At 67.8% G+C, this 15,938-nt stretch carries 13 protein-coding genes; 9 read left to right on the top strand and 4 right to left on the bottom strand.

Annotated features, from left to right (window positions below):
* Positions 1 to 32 precede the first annotated feature (32 nt).
* On the top strand, positions 33 to 449 hold the full coding sequence (locus tag I5803_RS12520; protein WP_196986679.1) for a hypothetical protein: 417 nt from the start codon (positions 33 to 35) through the stop codon (positions 447 to 449).
* Positions 450 to 458: 9 nt separating this feature from the next.
* Here I5803_RS12520 and I5803_RS12515 read toward each other — a convergent pair whose 3' ends face one another.
* Complete coding sequence (locus tag I5803_RS12515; RefSeq protein WP_196986678.1) at positions 459 to 944, bottom strand: Lrp/AsnC family transcriptional regulator; 486 nt, start codon at positions 942 to 944, stop codon at positions 459 to 461.
* Positions 945 to 1,063: 119 nt separating this feature from the next.
* Between I5803_RS12515 and I5803_RS12510 the strand changes: the two genes are divergently transcribed.
* The 5 genes from I5803_RS12510 to I5803_RS12490 all read left to right on the top strand — a co-directional run bounded on the left by I5803_RS12510 (position 1,064) and on the right by I5803_RS12490 (position 10,748).
* Positions 1,064 to 4,633 (top strand): indolepyruvate ferredoxin oxidoreductase family protein, encoded by a 3,570-nt coding sequence (locus I5803_RS12510; protein WP_196986677.1) that lies wholly within the window; start codon positions 1,064 to 1,066, stop codon positions 4,631 to 4,633.
* 134 nt (positions 4,634 to 4,767) lie between these two features.
* Positions 4,768 to 5,088 carry a preprotein translocase subunit YajC gene (yajC, locus tag I5803_RS12505; RefSeq protein ID WP_196986676.1) on the top strand — a complete coding sequence of 107 codons (321 nt, stop codon included), beginning with the start codon at positions 4,768 to 4,770 and terminating at the stop codon, positions 5,086 to 5,088.
* A gap of 41 nt (positions 5,089 to 5,129) precedes the next feature.
* A complete protein-coding gene (gene secD / locus I5803_RS12500; RefSeq protein WP_196986675.1) occupies positions 5,130 to 7,013 on the top strand; it encodes a protein translocase subunit SecD in 1,884 nt (627 codons plus the stop codon).
* 12 nt (positions 7,014 to 7,025) lie between these two features.
* Positions 7,026 to 7,979 (top strand): protein translocase subunit SecF, encoded by a 954-nt coding sequence (secF, locus tag I5803_RS12495; RefSeq protein ID WP_196986674.1) that lies wholly within the window; start codon positions 7,026 to 7,028, stop codon positions 7,977 to 7,979.
* A 12-nt stretch (positions 7,980 to 7,991) separates the two neighbouring features.
* A complete protein-coding gene (locus I5803_RS12490) occupies positions 7,992 to 10,748 on the top strand; it encodes a DUF1631 family protein (RefSeq protein ID WP_196986673.1) in 2,757 nt (918 codons plus the stop codon).
* Positions 10,749 to 10,757: 9 nt separating this feature from the next.
* On the opposite strand, the gene I5803_RS12485 is transcribed toward I5803_RS12490, so the two are convergent.
* The 3 genes from I5803_RS12485 to I5803_RS12475 form a co-directional block, all read right to left on the bottom strand.
* Positions 10,758 to 11,240 carry a Smg family protein gene (locus tag I5803_RS12485; RefSeq protein ID WP_196986672.1) on the bottom strand — a complete coding sequence of 161 codons (483 nt, stop codon included), beginning with the start codon at positions 11,238 to 11,240 and terminating at the stop codon, positions 10,758 to 10,760.
* Positions 11,241 to 11,330: 90 nt separating this feature from the next.
* The gene (dprA, locus tag I5803_RS12480; protein ID WP_196988549.1) at positions 11,331 to 12,497 is read right to left on the bottom strand and encodes a DNA-processing protein DprA; all 1,167 of its coding nucleotides are present in this window, start codon (positions 12,495 to 12,497) and stop codon (positions 11,331 to 11,333) included.
* Complete coding sequence (locus I5803_RS12475) at positions 12,494 to 13,732, bottom strand: LysM peptidoglycan-binding domain-containing protein (RefSeq protein ID WP_231402401.1); 1,239 nt, start codon at positions 13,730 to 13,732, stop codon at positions 12,494 to 12,496. The genes dprA and I5803_RS12475 overlap by 4 nt, the downstream gene beginning before the upstream one ends.
* A 185-nt stretch (positions 13,733 to 13,917) precedes the next feature.
* Here I5803_RS12475 and def point away from each other — a divergent pair, with 185 nt between their 5' ends.
* From def to fmt, 3 genes are read left to right on the top strand one after another with little or no spacing between them, the layout of a single operon-like run.
* Positions 13,918 to 14,430 (top strand): peptide deformylase, encoded by a 513-nt coding sequence (gene def / locus I5803_RS12470; RefSeq protein WP_196986670.1) that lies wholly within the window; start codon positions 13,918 to 13,920, stop codon positions 14,428 to 14,430.
* 38 nt (positions 14,431 to 14,468) lie between these two features.
* A complete protein-coding gene (locus I5803_RS12465; RefSeq protein WP_196986669.1) occupies positions 14,469 to 14,963 on the top strand; it encodes a hypothetical protein in 495 nt (164 codons plus the stop codon).
* 13 nt (positions 14,964 to 14,976) lie between these two features.
* Positions 14,977 to 15,936: a methionyl-tRNA formyltransferase gene (fmt, locus tag I5803_RS12460; protein ID WP_196986668.1), complete on the top strand. Its 960-nt coding sequence runs from the start codon at positions 14,977 to 14,979 to the stop codon at positions 15,934 to 15,936.
* Positions 15,937 to 15,938: the final 2 nt, after the last annotated feature.

The following is a 15,938-nucleotide window of genomic DNA, read 5'->3' as shown; positions in this document are numbered from 1 at the left end:
CAATCGCGGCTTGCCCAGCGAATTGCGCAACCATGGACCGATCCCACCGCCTCATCTGCTGCCTGCCCGCCCTGCTCATCGCCCTCGCGGCCTGCGCACCGAATCCGCCGCGTCCCGCGTCGCCGGCTGCGCCCGCGGCTGCCGGACCCGCCGCATCGGCGCCCGCCGCGCCTGCCGCGGTCGCGCCACCCGTCGCGTCGAACGCCGCGCATTACCGCTGCGACCAGGGCATCGAATTCAGCGTGCGTTTCGCCGACGACAGTGCGACGGTCGAGGCGGGTGCCCGGGGCACCGACGTGCTTTTGCGGGACGCCGGCGGCACGACGCCGCAGCAGACCGTGTACAGCAACACCCGCATGCGCGCCGAGTTCGGGCTGGGCGCCGCGGGCAACGAAGCGATGCTGCACTACGCATCCCCCGCGCTCCAGGCACGCTGCGCGCGCGGCTGAACCGAGCGCTCAGCGCGCCGGGGTGCCGAGGTGCGACAGCGGCAGGCTGCTGCTGGCCTTCACCTCGCCGAGCGAAAAGCTCGTGTGCAGGTCCTTCACGTTGGGCAGGTTGATCAGCACCTTGCGGGCGAGTTGCGAGAAGGTCTCGAGGTCGCGCGACACGACCTGCAGCTCGAAGGTCCCCGCGCCGCTGATGTAGTGGCACGAGACGATCTCGGGGATCTTGCGGATCGCCTCCTCCATCTCGCGCGTGAGCTCGCCCGTGTTCCGGTTGGCGTCCAGCCGCACGAACGCCAGCACCCCCAGCCCGATGCGATGGCGGTCGATCTCGGCGTGGTAGCCCTTGATGTAGCCGGCTTCCTCCAGCGCGCGCACCCGGCGCCAGCAGGGCGCAGCGGACAGGCCCACCCGCTGCGCGAGTTCGGCGTTGGAGAGGCGCCCGTCGGTTTGCAATTCGTTGAGGATGGCGACGTCGAACTTGTCGAGTGTTTCCATGGATGGCCTATTTGAGCAAGATTCTTGCGCATGTTAGCGTTTTGCGGACATGGAACGCAAAGACATATCTGGCCGCCGGGAATACACTTTCCCTCCACCCCGCTGGAGACACGACGCCCATGAATGCGCCCCTGCCCGAACACATCCGCAAGGCCCTGGAAACCGTCACGCTCGACGACAAGTACTCGCTCGATTACGGCCGCGCCTTCATGAGCGGGGTGCAGGCCCTGGTGAAGCTGCCCATGCTGCAGCGCCTGCGCGACGCGCAGCAGGGCAAGAACACCGCGGGCTTCATCAGCGGCTATCGCGGCTCGCCCCTGGGCGGCTACGACCAGGCGCTGTGGAAGGCCAACAAGTACCTGAAGGCGCAGAACATCGTCTTCCAGCCGGGCGTGAACGAGGAGCTCGCGGCCACTGCGTTGTGGGGCACGCAGCAGCTCGGTTTCACGCCGAAGGAGACGCACAAGTTCGACGGCGTTTTCGGCATCTGGTACGGCAAAGGCCCCGGCGTGGACCGCTCGGCCGACGTCTTCAAGCACGCGAACATGGCGGGCACGACGCCCTGGGGCGGCGTGATCGCGGTGGCCGGTGACGACCACGTCGCCAAGAGCTCGACGGCCGCGCACCAGAGCGACCACATCTTCAAGGCCTGCGGCTTCCCGGTGTTCTTCCCGGCGACCGTGCAGGAAATCCTCGACCTCGGCATCCATGCCTTCGCGCTGAGCCGCTATGCCGGGGTGTGGTCCGGCATGAAGACGATCCAGGAGATCGTGGAGTCCAGCGCCACGGCGATGATCGACCCGGAGCGCGTCGACGTGCGCATCCCCACCGATTTCCAGATGCCGCCCGGCGGCGTCCACATCCGCTGGCCGGACACGGCACTCGAGCAGGAGGCGCGCCTCTTCGACTACAAGTGGTACGCGGCCCTCGCGTACATCCGCGCGAACCGGCTGAATTACAACGCGATCGAGGGCCCGAACGACCGCTTCGGCCTGATCGCGAGCGGCAAGGCGTACAACGACACGCGCCAGGCGCTGATCGACCTAGGCCTGGACGACGACACCTGCCGGCGCCTGGGCATCCGCCTGCACAAGGTGGGCGTGGTGTGGCCGCTGGAGGCGCAGATCACGCGCGAGTTCGCGCAGGGACTGCGCGAGATCCTCGTCGTCGAGGAAAAGCGGCAGGTCATCGAATACCAGCTGAAGGAAGAGCTCTACAACTGGCGTCCCGATGTGCGCCCCGTGGTGCTCGGCAAGTTCACCGACGAAGGCTCGGGCCCCGACAACCTCGCGGGCGGCGAATGGTCGATGGCCAACCCGACCGCCAACACGCTGCTGCGCGCCAATGCGGACCTCTCGCCCGCGCTGATCGCGCGTGCGATCGCGCAGCGCCTGAAGAAGCTCGGCGTCGACGGCGACATGGCCGCGCGCATCGACGCGCAGCTCGCCATCCTGGAAGCCAAGGAACGCGCGATGCAGGTGCTGGAAGTCAAGGGCGACCGCGCGCCGTGGTTCTGCTCGGGCTGCCCGCACAACACGTCCACCGTGGTGCCGGAAGGCTCGCGCGCGATGGCCGGCATCGGCTGCCACTTCATGGCGACCTGGATGGACCGCGCGACCATCGGCTTCACGCAGATGGGCGGCGAGGGCGTGCCGTGGGTGGGGCAGCAGCCCTTCACCACCGAGCAGCACGTGTTCGCGAACCTGGGGGACGGCACGTATTTCCACAGCGGCCTGCTCGCGATCCGCCAGTCCATCGCCTCGGGCGTGAACATCACCTACAAGGTCCTGTACAACGACGCGGTGGCGATGACGGGCGGCCAGCAGGTCGGCGAGCGGCCCGAGGGCCACTCCGTCATCCAGATCGCCCACAGCCTCATGGCCGAAGGCGTGTCGCGGCTGGTGGTCGTGACGGACGAGCCGGAGAAGTACACCGTCGCCAAGCTGCCGCCGGGCGTCGAAGTGCATCACCGCGACGAGCTGGACAGGATCCAGCGGGAGTTCCGCGAGATCAAGGGCACGTCCGCGATCATCTACGACCAGACCTGCGCCACCGAGAAGCGCCGCCGCCGCAAGCGCGGCACCATGGCCGATCCGGCGGTGCGCGTCGTGATCAACGAGCTGGTGTGCGAAGGCTGCGGCGACTGCAGCGTGCAAAGCAACTGCCTGTCCGTCGAGCCGCTGGAAACCGAATTCGGCCGCAAGCGCACGATCAACCAGAGCACCTGCAACAAGGACACGAGCTGCCTCAAGGGCTTCTGCCCGAGCTTCGTGACCGTCGAAGGCGGCGCGTTGAAAAAGAAGAAGGGTTCGCAGGCGCCCTCGCCGTTTTCCCTGGGCGAGCTGCCGCTGCCGTCGTTGCCTGCGATCCACGGCGCGTACGGCATCGTGGTCGCGGGCGTCGGCGGCACGGGCGTGATCACCATCGGGCAGCTGCTGGGCATGGCGGGGCACATCGAGGGCAAGGGCATCGTGACGCAAGACGCCGCGGGCCTGGCCCAGAAGGGCGGCGCGACCTGGAGCCACGTGCTCATCGGCGACGGACAGGACGACATCCGCACCACGCGCGTGGGCATGGCCGGCGCGGACCTCATCATCGGGTGCGACCCGATCGTGGCGGCGGGCAAGGAAACCGTGTTGCGCATGCGCGAGGGCCGCACGCACGTCGCGCTCAATTCGCACAGCACGCCGACGGCCGCCTTCGTGAAGAACGCGAACTGGTCGAATCCGTCGGATGCCTGCGTGGCCGCGATCGTGCAATCCGTGGGCGAGGGCGGCGTCGGCGCGTTCAATGCCGACGTCGCGGCGACGAAGCTCATGGGCGACAGCATCTACACCAACCCCATGATGCTGGGCTACGCCTGGCAAAAGGGCTGGGTCCCGCTGGGCTTCGAATCGCTGATGCGTGCGATCGAGCTCAACGCCGTGCAGGTGGACGCCAACAAGGCCGCCTTCGAGTGGGGCCGCCGGGCCGCCCACGACTGGGCCTCGGTGGAGAAGCTGCTCACGCCGGCGACGGTCATCGAATTCAAGCGCCGCGATTCGCTGGAGGACATCGTCGCGCGCCGCGCCGAATTCCTCACCGCCTACCAGGACGCCGCTTATGCGCGGGCCTACCGGGCTTTCGTGGAGCAGGTGCGCGCGGCCGAGCTGCCCCTGGGCAAGTCGTCGCTGGCCGAGGCCGTGGCGCGCAACCTCTTCAAACTGATGGCGTACAAGGACGAGTACGAAGTGGCGCGCCTGCATGTGCAGACCGGCTTTCGCGAGAAGGTCGCCGGCATGTTCGAGGGCGATTACAAGATCAACTACCACCTCGCGCCGCCGCTCACCTCGAAGCGCAACGAGAAGGGCGAGTTGCAAAAGCGTAAATTCGGGCCCGCCATGGCCATCGCGTTCCAGGTCCTCGCCCGGCTCAAGGGCCTGCGCGGCACGGCTTTGGACATTTTCGGCCGGACCGAGGAGCGTCGGGGCGAGCGCGCCCTGATCGGCGAATACCGGCGCAGCATCGAGACGGTGCTGGCATCCATGGATGCGGGCAACCACGCCCTGGCGCTGGAGATCGCCCGCCTGCCCGAGCAGATCAAGGGCTTCGGGCACGTGAAGGAGCGCAACCTGGCGGCCGTGCGGCCGCGCTGGGCGAGCCTCATGGCGCAGTGGCCGGCTGAATCCGCCGGGCGCCGCGCTGCGTAAGGCTTGCGGGGTCTTTCGAAGGGCCCGCGCCACCGAGCGACATACAATCGGGCGCTTTGGCGCGCGTCGCGGCACAGTCGGGTGCCGCGCGCAGCCGCGCCTGCGTCCCTTTGCAGTATTTTCCTGGAGCCAACGTGTTCATTTCCTCTGCTTTTGCCCAAACCGCCGCCGGCGGGGACGTGCAGTCTTCCATGATGAGCATGCTGCCCCTCGTGCTCATGTTCGTGGTGCTTTACTTCGTGATGATCCGTCCCCAGATGAAGCGCCAGAAGGAGCACCGCGCCATGATCGAGGCGATCACCAAGGGTGACGAAGTCGCGACCTCGGGCGGCGTGATCGGCAAGGTCACGAAGCTCGGCGACGCCTACATCGGCCTGGAAATCGCTTCCGGCGTGGAAGTGCAGATCCAGCGCGCCTCGATCGTGCAAGTGCTGCCCAAGGGCACCATCAAATAAAAAGTGAGAACGCGGGCGCCCCGGCGCCACGTGTCCTGCGAATGAACAGATACCCTGTTTGGAAGTACGCGATCATCCTGGTCGCATTGCTGGTGGGAGCGATCTACACGCTGCCCAATTTCTTCGGTGAGGCGCCCGCGGTGCAGGTGTCGTCGGGCAAGGCCACCGTCAAGGTGGACGCAGGCACGCAGGCGCGGGTCGAACAGGCGCTCGCGGCGGCGGGCATCAAGCCGGAGCTGGTCGCGCTCGACGGCGCCTCGATCAAGGTGCGCGTCGACAGCACCGACACGCAGCTGAAGGCCAAGGACGCGATCCAGAAGGCGCTGGTGCCGGACCCGAACGATCCGCCTTACGTCGTGGCGCTCAACCTCCTGTCCGGCTCGCCCAAGTGGCTGTCCGCGCTGCGCGCGGCGCCGATGTACCTGGGCCTGGACCTGCGCGGCGGCGTGCACTTCATGCTGCAGGTGGACATGCAGGCGGCGCTGTCGAAGAAGGCCGAATCCCTGGCGGGCGACCTGCGCAGCATGCTGCGCGAGAAGAACATCCGTCACGGCGGCATCAACCGCAACGGGCAGAGCATCGAGATGCGGTTTCGCGACACCCAGACGCTCGAGGCCACCAAGGCAGTGTTGGCCGACCAGTTCGCCGACCTGCAGGAGGTCGACGCGCCGGATGGGAGCGAGTACAAGCTCACGGCGACGATCAAGCCCGAAGCGGCCCGCCGCATCCAGGACCAGGCGCTCAAGCAGAACATGGTCACCCTGCACAACCGGATCAACGAGCTCGGCGTGGCCGAGCCGGTGATCCAGCAGCAGGGGCTCGACCGCATCGTCGTGCAGCTGCCCGGCGTGCAGGACACGGCCAAGGCCAAGGACATCCTCGGCCGCACCGCCACGCTCGAAGTGCGCATGGTCGACGAGAGCAGCGATGCACGCGCCGCCGAAATGGGCGCCGGTCCCGTGCCTTTCGGCACGGAGAAATTCCTGGAGCGCGGCGGCCAGCCCGTGGTGGTGAAGAAGCAGGTGATCCTCACCGGCGACAACCTCACGGACGCGCAGCCGGGCTTCGACAACCAGACCCAGGAAGCCGCCGTCCACCTGACGCTCGATGCCAAGGGCGCGCGCATCTTCAAGGACATCACGCGCGAGAACGTCGGCAAGCGCATGGCGATCGTCCTGTTCGAAAAGGGCAAGGGCGAAGTCGTCACCGCCCCGGTCATCCGCAGCGAGATCGGCGGCGGCCGGGTGCAGATCTCGGGCCGCATGAGCACGTCGGAGGCCAACGACACCGCGCTGCTGCTGCGCGCCGGCTCGCTGGCCGCGCCGATGGAAATCATCGAGGAGCTGACCATCGGCCCGACGCTGGGCGCCGACAACATCACCAAGGGCTTCCACAGCGTGGCCTGGGGATTCGCCGCGATCTGCGCGTTCATGGCGGTCTACTACATGCTCTTCGGCCTGTTCTCCGGCGTGGCGCTGGCCGTGAACCTGCTGCTGCTGGTGGCGGTCCTGTCCATGTTGCAGGCCACCCTGACGCTGCCGGGCATGGCCGCCATGGCGCTGGCCCTCGGCATGGCGATCGACTCGAACGTGCTGATCAACGAACGGGTCCGGGAGGAGCTGCGCAACGGCTCCTCGCCGCAGGCGGCGATCAACGCCGGCTACGACCGGGCGTGGGGCACGATCTTCGACTCCAACATCACCACGCTGATCGCCGGCCTGGCCCTGCTGGCCTTCGGCTCGGGCCCGGTGCGCGGTTTCGCGGTCGTCCACTGCATCGGCATCCTGACATCGATGTTCTCGGCAGTATTCTTTTCGCGGGGCCTCGTCAATCTTTGGTATGGCCGCAAGAAGAAGCTCAAGACCGTTTCCATCGGCACCGTCTGGCGGCCCGATGCGGATCACGCTATAACCAAAGCTGAATAAAAACAACGCCTCATGGAATTCTTCAAGATCCGCCGCGACATCCCGTTCATGGAGAACGCGTTGATATTCAACGTGATCTCCTTCCTGACCTTCGCGGCCGCGGTGTTTTTCCTCTTCCACCGGGGGCTGCACCTCTCGGTGGAGTTCACGGGCGGCACGGTGATGGAAGTGGCCTATACGCAGCCAGCCGACGTCGAGCGCCTGCGCAACACCGTCTCGGGCCTGGGTTTCGCGGATGTCCAGGTGCAGAATTTCGGCACCTCCCGCGACGTCATGATCCGCCTGCCGGCGCAAAAAGGCGTGAGTTCGGCGCAACAGAGCGAAAAGGTTCTCGCGGCGCTCAAGGCGCAGGACCCGTCGGTCACCCTGCGCCGCACGGAATTCGTCGGCCCCCAGGTGGGCGAGGAGCTGGCAACCGACGGCCTCAAGGCGCTGGCCATGGTGGTGGCGGGCATCATGATCTACCTGGCCTTCCGCTTCGAGTGGAAGTTCGCCGTCGCCGCCATCATCGCGAACCTGCACGACGTCGTCATCATCCTGGGCTTCTTCGCGTTCTTCCAGTGGGAGTTTTCGCTGGCCGTGCTGGCGGCGGTACTCGCGGTGCTGGGCTACTCGGTCAATGAATCGGTCGTGATCTTCGACCGGATCCGCGAGAACTTCCGCCGCTACCGCAAGATGACGACCATCCAGATCATCGACAACGCGATCACGTCGACCATCAGCCGCACCATCATCACCCACGGCGCCACCCAGATGATGGTGCTGTCCATGCTGCTGTTCGGCGGCGCGACGCTTCACTACTTCGCCCTGGCGCTGACCATCGGCATCCTGTTCGGCATCTATTCGTCGGTGTTCGTCGCGGCCGCCATCGCCATGTGGCTGGGCGTCAAGCGCGAAGACCTCACGAAGTCCACGGCCCGCAAGGACGAGGACCCCAACGACCCGAACGCGGGCGCCACCGTCTAGGATGACTCCCCCATGAGCGTGCCGAGACCGCCACACGAATCCGGAGCGCGCCTGGCGCGCCTGGCGCGTGAGCAGTTCGTGACACGCGCGCAGCAGGCCATCCCGCCGATGGTGCAGGCCATGCGCAGCAAGCTCTCCGACCTCGTGGACAGCAGCAGCAGCTCGCGGGAAATGCACGAGCGGCGCGACGCCATGATGGAATTCGACCGCAAGGGCCCCCAGTGGGCGCAGGCGGTGGTGAAGGCCTGGCAGCAGGCGGTGGTCCCGCCGACGGCCACGGCGCGCATCCGGTTGGAGGCAGGCGCGCTCCAGCTGCTGGGCGAAGACGTCGTCGAGCAGAAGATCATCTCGGGCCGCCTCGCGCTCATGATCGGCGAGAAGACCACCTGGGAGATGAACGACCTGAAGGTGCGCATGCAGTTCCTCGATGGCGAGGAGATGTCCACCGCGGACATCCTGCGGCCCGAAGCGCTGTCCCAGCTGGTGGTGGAGCAGTGGGGCGCCGCGGAGCTGTCCAACGAGTGCTGGACGCTGGTCCAGGACGTCGTCCAGAAGCACCTGGTCGAGCACGTGCCCGCGGCCTACAAGGCCACCAACGAATTCCTGATCGCGCAGGGCGTGATGCGCAACATCGACCTCACCAAGCGTGTGCGGCGCGGTGCTTCGGGCCCCGCAGCGAAGCGGCCGCCGCGTCCCGGCGAAGCGCAGGATTCGCAACCTCCCCAGGGTGCCGGCAACGACACCGGCGGCGGGTACGGTGACTGGGGGGGCGGAGGCGGCTACGCCGGTGGCGGGCAGGACGGTGGGTACGCCAGCGGTCCGCAAGGCGGCGGGTATGCCGGCGGTGCGCAGGGCGGTCCGGCGGGCGGTGGTTACGCGGGCGGCGCGCAAGGCGGCGGCTATGCCGGCGGCTCCCAGGGTGGTGGGTATGCCGGCGGCTCGCAAGGCGGCGGGTACGCCGGCGGTCCGCAGGGCGGCGGCTACGCGGGGGGTTCCCAAGGCGGCGGGTATGCGCCGGGCGGGCAAGGCGGCCCAGTCGGGCCGGGCGGCCAGCGCTCCGGCGGGTATTCGCCAGGCGCGGAAGGTCCTCACGGAGGTGGGGCCGGCGCGACGGGGGGCGGCAGCCCCGGTGGCGCGCGCCAGGGCGACGGTCCCGCTGACACCGGGAGCACCCGCGGGGGCCCGGCGTCCCGGCAGGGCGGCTCGGAAACGCGCAGCGGGGTGTCCGAAGAGACCCGGATGATGACTTCGAGCCCGCCGCTCGCGCGGGCCCGTGCACGTGCCAGCGGGGTGCTGGGCCAGCTGCGGCGGCTCCTGACGGACCGCGTGGCGGGATTCGATTCCAGTCCGCACACCCCTTCTCCCGCGTTGGCGGAGGCGATCTCGCACCAGATCACCCAGGTGCAGTCGACGGAGGTCCAGGGCGCACCCGGCGGCAGCGCCAGCGACGAAATCGTCGTCTACGACGACGTGGCCGTCCAGCAGGTCGCCGTCGACCTCCGGAAGCGCAGCGGCGAGCTGAAGAAAAAAGCTGCCACCTCCAACGAGAAAGCCACGATCGAGATCGTGGCCCTCATGTTCCAGAGCATCCTGTCCGAAGAGCGGATCCCGCCCGCGATCCGGGTGTGGTTCGCGCGCCTCCAGATGCCGGTGCTGCGTGTGGCCATCTCGGAGCCCGAGTTCTTCGGCTCGCTCGAGCATCCGGCCCGCCAGCTGATCGACCGCATGGGCTCGTGCGTGATGGGTTTCGATTCCGCGGCCATCGGCGGCAGCGCGCTCGAGATCGAGATCAAGCGCGTGGTGCAGGTCATCGAGCAGTACCCCGAGACGGGGCGGCGTGTTTTCCAGCTCGTGTACGAGGAGTTCCAGAAATTCCTCGGCAAGTTCCTGACCGAGGCCGCCCCGACGCAGCGCCTCGTGAGCGTGGCCCAGCAGGTCGAGCAGAAGGAAACGCTGGCCATCCAGTACACGATCGAGATGCGCAGCATGCTCGCGGACATGCCGGTGCGCGAGGAGATCCGCGAATTCCTGTTCAAGGTGTGGGCGGAGGTGCTCGCGGTCTCCGCGGTCAAGAGCGGACCGCAGAACGAGGAAACGCTTTCGCTCAAGCGCTGCGCGTCCGAGCTGGTGTGGGCGGCGAGCGCCAAGCCCAACCGGGGCGAGCGCGCCAAGGTGATCCAGGACCTGCCCAAGCTGCTGCAAAGGCTGCGCCAGGGCATGAGCCTCGTGAACATCCAGGGCAAGGAGCAGGAGGCGCACATCAAGGCGATCGGCGACACGCTGGCCGATGCCTTCCTCTCCAAGACCGAGGCCATCCCGCACGATCGCATCGAAGAGATGTCGAAGCGGCTCGCCAACCTGGAAGATTTCATTACCGGCGACCCGGAGACCGACCTGCCTCTGGACGCCGAGAGCATCGAGATGATGCTCGGGATCGACGCGTCGAACATCGAGGTGGTGGCCGACGGCGGTTCCCGCCCCAATGCGGCCATGCTCGCGTGGGCGGCCGAGCTGCAGCTGGGCAACTGGTTCTCGCTGGACCACAACGGCGCGACGACGCAGGTCCAGTATGTGTGGCGCAGCGACCGCAAGCAGTTGCACCTCTTCGCGTCGCCCGGGGGGCGCAGCTACCTCGTGCAGGCCCGTCGCCTCGCGGCCTACCTGCAGGCCGGCCTCTTGCTCCCCGCCGAGGAAGAAGCGCTCACCGTGCGCGCCACGCGCGATGCGCTCGCCAAGCTGGATGCGAATCCGGAGAGGCTGCTGCAGTAAGGGGTGCGATCAGTGCGCGACGCGCTCGTCGCCGTCGTCGCACAGCTCGTCCAGCACCAGGGCGTCGGGCTCTTCGCCGAAGCTCCAGTACACCATCAGCACGATGATCTTCAGGTCGTCGACGGCCACCGGCCCACCGGGTGCCGCCATCGCCCTGTCCACGACGATCTCGCGCATGGCCGGCGGCAGCACGCCGGCGCTTTCGAGGAAGGAGATGAAACCCAGGCACTGTGCGCCGAGGTGGTCCTGCTCGCGCACCGAATACACGCGCATGCTGTCGGCAGACTGCAGGGGGGAGGGAGCGGAAGCGGTGGGAGCATCCGAGCGGACGCTCTGCGCGGCGAGGTTCAGGCCGTCGAGCCAGACCAGCGCCTCGTGGATTTCGTCGGCCTCGAAGCCGTGGGCGCTGAGCTTGCGGCTCAGATGCTCCAGCTCAGGACACGCATCGCCGCGCCAGTAGTGTTCGTACACAAAAACGAGCACTTCAAACATGCCACCCAATATAGCCCAGAAGTCGCTTCCTGCAATCGATTCCGGTGCGGTGTTGCGCGCTTGCAGCACGCGGGGCGCAAGCTGGCTCAGCTACGCGATGGCCGTGCGTTGGTAGAGACCACCGGGCAGGCGCGCGATTTCACCGGCCAGCTCGAGCTCGAGCAGGCGGGCTTGCAGTTGCGCGGGGGCGAGACCCGTGCGGGCCACCAATGCGTCGAGTCCTACCGGGTCGTGGCCCAGCGATTCGAGCACGCCGTCCTGCGTCGGTGTCCCATCGAGCTCGCTCGTGCCCGCGATCGTTGAGGTGCTCGATGACGCGTTGCGCGCGAGCAGGCTGCCGCGCGTCGACGGCAATTCCTCCAACACGTCCTGTGCGCATTCCACGAGCTTCGCCCCCTGCTTGATGAGCGAATGGCAGCCGCGCGAGAGCGGCGAATGGATCGAGCCCGGAATCGCGAACACGTCGCGGCCCTGCTCGGCCGCCTGCTTGGCGGTGATCAGCGAACCCGACATCAGCGCGGCCTCGACCACCAGCGTGCCCTGGCCCAGGGCCGAGATGATGCGGTTGCGCCTCGGAAAATTTTCCGACAGCGGCGGCGTGCCCAGCGGATATTCGCTGACGATGAGGCCCCGCTGCACGATGCGTTGCGCGAGGCTCGCATGCCGTTTGGGGTAGACGGTGTCCAGGCCCGTGCCCACCACCGCGATTGTCGCCGGCCCGCCGCCGACTGCGCCGTCGAGCGCGCCTTCATGCGCGGCGCCGTCGATGCCGAGCGCGAGCCCCGAGACCACGGTGAGGCCCGCCTGCGCGAAGCTGCGCGAGAAATCGCGGGCATTCGCCAGGCCCTGCGGCGTGGGATTGCGGCTGCCCACGATGGAGATGGCGTGGGGCCAGCGCGGCGGCACCTGCCCGAGCAGGTACAGCATCAGCGGCGGGTCCTCGGTGTCGAGGAGTGCTTGGGGGTAACCGGGAGAGCCGAGAGTGACGATCTGCCGCTCGCCGGGGAAGGATGCTGCTTCCAGCCATTGGCGCGTGACCGCGACGCGTGCCTCGAATCCCTCGGGTGGCTTTTGGAGCGAGGCCGCATCGGCCGCGGACACGACCTGCCGGAGCGCTTCCAGGGGTTGCTCGAAGATGGCCTGCGGCAAGCCGAAGGCGGCCAGCAGGCGCCGGGCGGTGATATTGCCGATTCCCCGGGTCCAGGCCAGCCGCAGCCATGCCGCGAGCTCACCCGGGTCGACGCGGTCGGGGCTCAGCGCGGATTGACGACGGCGTCGCCGATCTTTACTGCGTCGTTCATTTCCAGGACCAGCCCGTACGAGAGCTTCTCGAACGGGCGGAACACCATCAGGAGGCCGTTGCGCTCATTGGGCAGCTTGATGACCGAGCGCTCGCCGGGCTGCGAAGTGTCGGTGCGCCGCTCGCCCTCTTTCTGGATCACCAGCACGTGGCCCATCTCGATGCCGTCCATCGTGCCCTTGTTGATCACCACGACCGAGTTCTGTCCGGCGAGGGCCACGGCATTGCCGTGGATCGAGACGATCGTGCCGCGGATGGTGTTGCCCGGCGCGTGGGGCACGTAATTGAGGAATTCGCGCGGCGGCTCGGGCAGCAGCCGGTCCCCGACCCGCATTTCTTCCTTGGCCGACACGATGTCGATGGTGGCCGGCACGGGAAGGGTTTCCTCCTTGCCGCTGCTCGTCTTCACCGATTCCGAGCTTTCGTTGCGCACGAGCGCCGCCTTGCCGAGGTACTGCGCCTCGTAGCCCAGGACGGCCTTGGTGACCGGGTCGCGCAGGGGCTGCGCATTGCGGAAGATGCGGTAGTCGTCCTCGCGGCCGGAGACGCGCTGCATCATCGGCGTGGCGGCGATCCCGCGTGCGTACGCGCGGTCGCCGCGCGTGATGAGGACCCGGTCCGCCGGGGCGGCCACGATGCGCGGCGCGGCGAGCAGCGTCTTCTCGTCGATGATCAGCGGCTCGGCCAGGAAGGCTTCGATCGCGGCCAGCTGCAAGGTCGGAATGGACGCATCCGGCAGCGATTCGATGCGGGTGCGGGGCGACACGCGGATGGTGTCGGTGGGCGGCTGGCTGCTGTCGGTCGAAGCGCGCATGCGCAGCAGCGCGCGGCCGTTGAGCTTTTCCAGGAAGAGCTGCTGGCCGGGATAGATGCGGTGCGGGTTGCGCACCTCTTCCATGTTCATGCCCCAGAGCTCGGGCCAGCGCCACGGCGTCTTCAGGAACATGCCGGAGATGGCCCAGAGCGTGTCGCCGCGCTTGACGGTGTATTCCTCGGGCGCGTTCGGGGCGAGTTCGGACAGCGGAACCCCGGCCTGCGCCACCTGCTCGGCGGTGGAGCGCTGGCCCGGCGTGATCGGGAAGTTCTGCGCCAGCGCGGGTGCGGCGGCCAGGGCCCCCGCGAGCGCGGCCAGCATGGTCCAGCTGGAAGCGGCGCCCCAGCGGGACGATCCGCGGGCGGGAGCTGGAACCATCGTCGAAAATTGGCTGTGTTGGTGCATTTGCGGGCCACGACCACCCCATGGGCAGGCAGTCGAAAGTCTTGACAAAGTACTGGCGATTCTGCGCTCAAGCCCTTGATTGGGCAACGTTTATGGCGTTTCGAGCCTGCCGGCAAACCCAAAAGTAGCGAAAATAGCGACACCCAAGGCCCCAACCCATGTCCCTCCTGCCCATTCTTTGCTATCCCGACCCGAAACTGAACACCGTGGCCCGGCCCGTGCAGGCGGTGGACGCCCGCGTGAAACAGCTGATCGCCGACATGCTGGACACGATGTACGACGCCAACGGCATCGGCCTGGCCGCCACGCAGGTGGACGTCCATGAGCGCCTGATCGTCATCGACGTCTCCGAGGACCGGAACCAGCCGCTGGTGCTGATCAACCCGGAGATCACCTGGGCCAGCCCCGAGAAGCAGCTCAACGACGAAGGCTGCCTGTCCGTTCCAGGGATCTACGACGGCGTGGAGCGCTCCTCGTCCATCAAGGTGACGGCCCTCGACGGCGATGGCAAGTCCCGCACGCTGGAGGCCGAGGGCATCCTCGCCGTGTGCATCCAGCACGAGATGGACCACCTGCTCGGCAAGGTGTTCGTCGAATACCTGTCGCCCTTGAAGCGAAACCGCATCAAGACCAAGATGCTGAAGGCGCGCCGGGACACCGAGCGGGCCTGAGCGTTTCACTGACTCTTATTTCGTCCAGGAGGCCTGCCATGCGCAAGCTGTTATGCGCCCTGTGCCTGTCGCTGCTGGCCGGCTGCGCCGTCACCTTCATCGGCGGCGGCTTCGATGTCGCACCGGGAACGCCCCGCGAGGCGGTGGTCGCGCGCCTGGGCCAGCCCCAGCGCGTGGTGCGGATCGATGGCGGCGAGCGCCTCCAGTATTCGCTGCAACCCTTCGGCCAGTTCGCCTGGATGGTGGACCTGGACGCCGCGGGCCGGGTCGTCCGCTCGCGCCAGGTCCTGACGGACGCCAATTTTCAGCGGATCGAGCCCGGGAAGTGGACGCGCGACGACGTGGAGCGCGAGTTCGGCCGGCCGGCGATGATCGACGGCGTCGCGAGCTGGGACGGCCCGGTCATGACCTACCGCTGGCGGGACGTGCAGGGCAGCGACATGTTCTATTGGGTGTACCTGGACCGGGCCAACGTGGTGCGGCGCGCCCATCCGGGCATGGAATTCGTCAACGCGCCCAACGACAGAAACTAGGGCCTTCGACAACGTGCGCGTCATCTTCGCGGGGACACCCGAATTCGCCCAGGTGGCGCTCGAGCGGCTGCACGCCGCGGGCTTCCAGATTCCGCTGGTGCTCACGCAGCCCGATCGCCCGGCCGGCCGCGGCATGAAGCTGCAGGCTTCGGCGGTCAAGCAGTTCGCCGTCACGCATGGGATCCCCGTGGTGCAGCCGCGCAGCTTGCGGCTTGACGGCAAGTATCCCGAGGACGCACGTCAGGCGCGCGATGCGATCGCCGCTGCCCGCGCGGACGCGATGGTCGTCGCGGCGTACGGCCTGATCCTGCCGCAGTGGGTGCTCGATGCGCCGCGCCTGGGGGCTTTCAATATCCATGCGTCCTTGCTGCCACGCTGGCGCGGCGCCGCGCCGATCCACCGCGCGATCGAGGCGGGGGATGCGATGACCGGCGTGACCATCATGCAGATGGATGCGGGCCTGGACACGGGCGACATGCTGCTGGCCGAAGCCATTCCCATCGCGGACGACGACACCACCGCGACGCTGCACGACAAGCTCGCACCGCTGGGCGGCAGATTGATGGTCGAGGCGCTCGAGCTCGCTGCCTGCGGCGGCCTCACCCGCACGCCCCAGCCCGCGGAAGGCGTGACCTACGCGCACAAGATCGAGAAGCAGGAAGCCGCGATCGACTGGACACTCGACGCCCGCACCATCGCGCGCCGCATCCGCGCTTTCGATCCCTTCCCGGGCGCATCGGGTACGTTGCGCGGGGAAGTGGTGAAGTTCTGGCGTGCGCATCCGCTGGAAGCGCATGCTTCCGGCACCGCGCCGGGCGAGATTCTCGCGGTGACGGCGCAAGGCGTGGACATCGCGTGCGGCGCGGGCGTCCTGCGCGCCACCCAGCTGCAGCGCGCGGGCGGCAAACGCATGGCTGTGGCAGACTTCCAGCGCGGTTTCGCGTTGGAGCCGCGGATGTCGTTCGCTTCCTAGCC

This window comes from Caenimonas aquaedulcis (assembly GCF_015831345.1).
In the GTDB taxonomy this organism is placed as follows: domain Bacteria; phylum Pseudomonadota; class Gammaproteobacteria; order Burkholderiales; family Burkholderiaceae_C; genus Ramlibacter; species Ramlibacter aquaedulcis.
The sequence above is the reverse complement of the archived record's forward strand: the minus strand, read 5'-3'. Positions and strand labels throughout refer to the sequence as shown.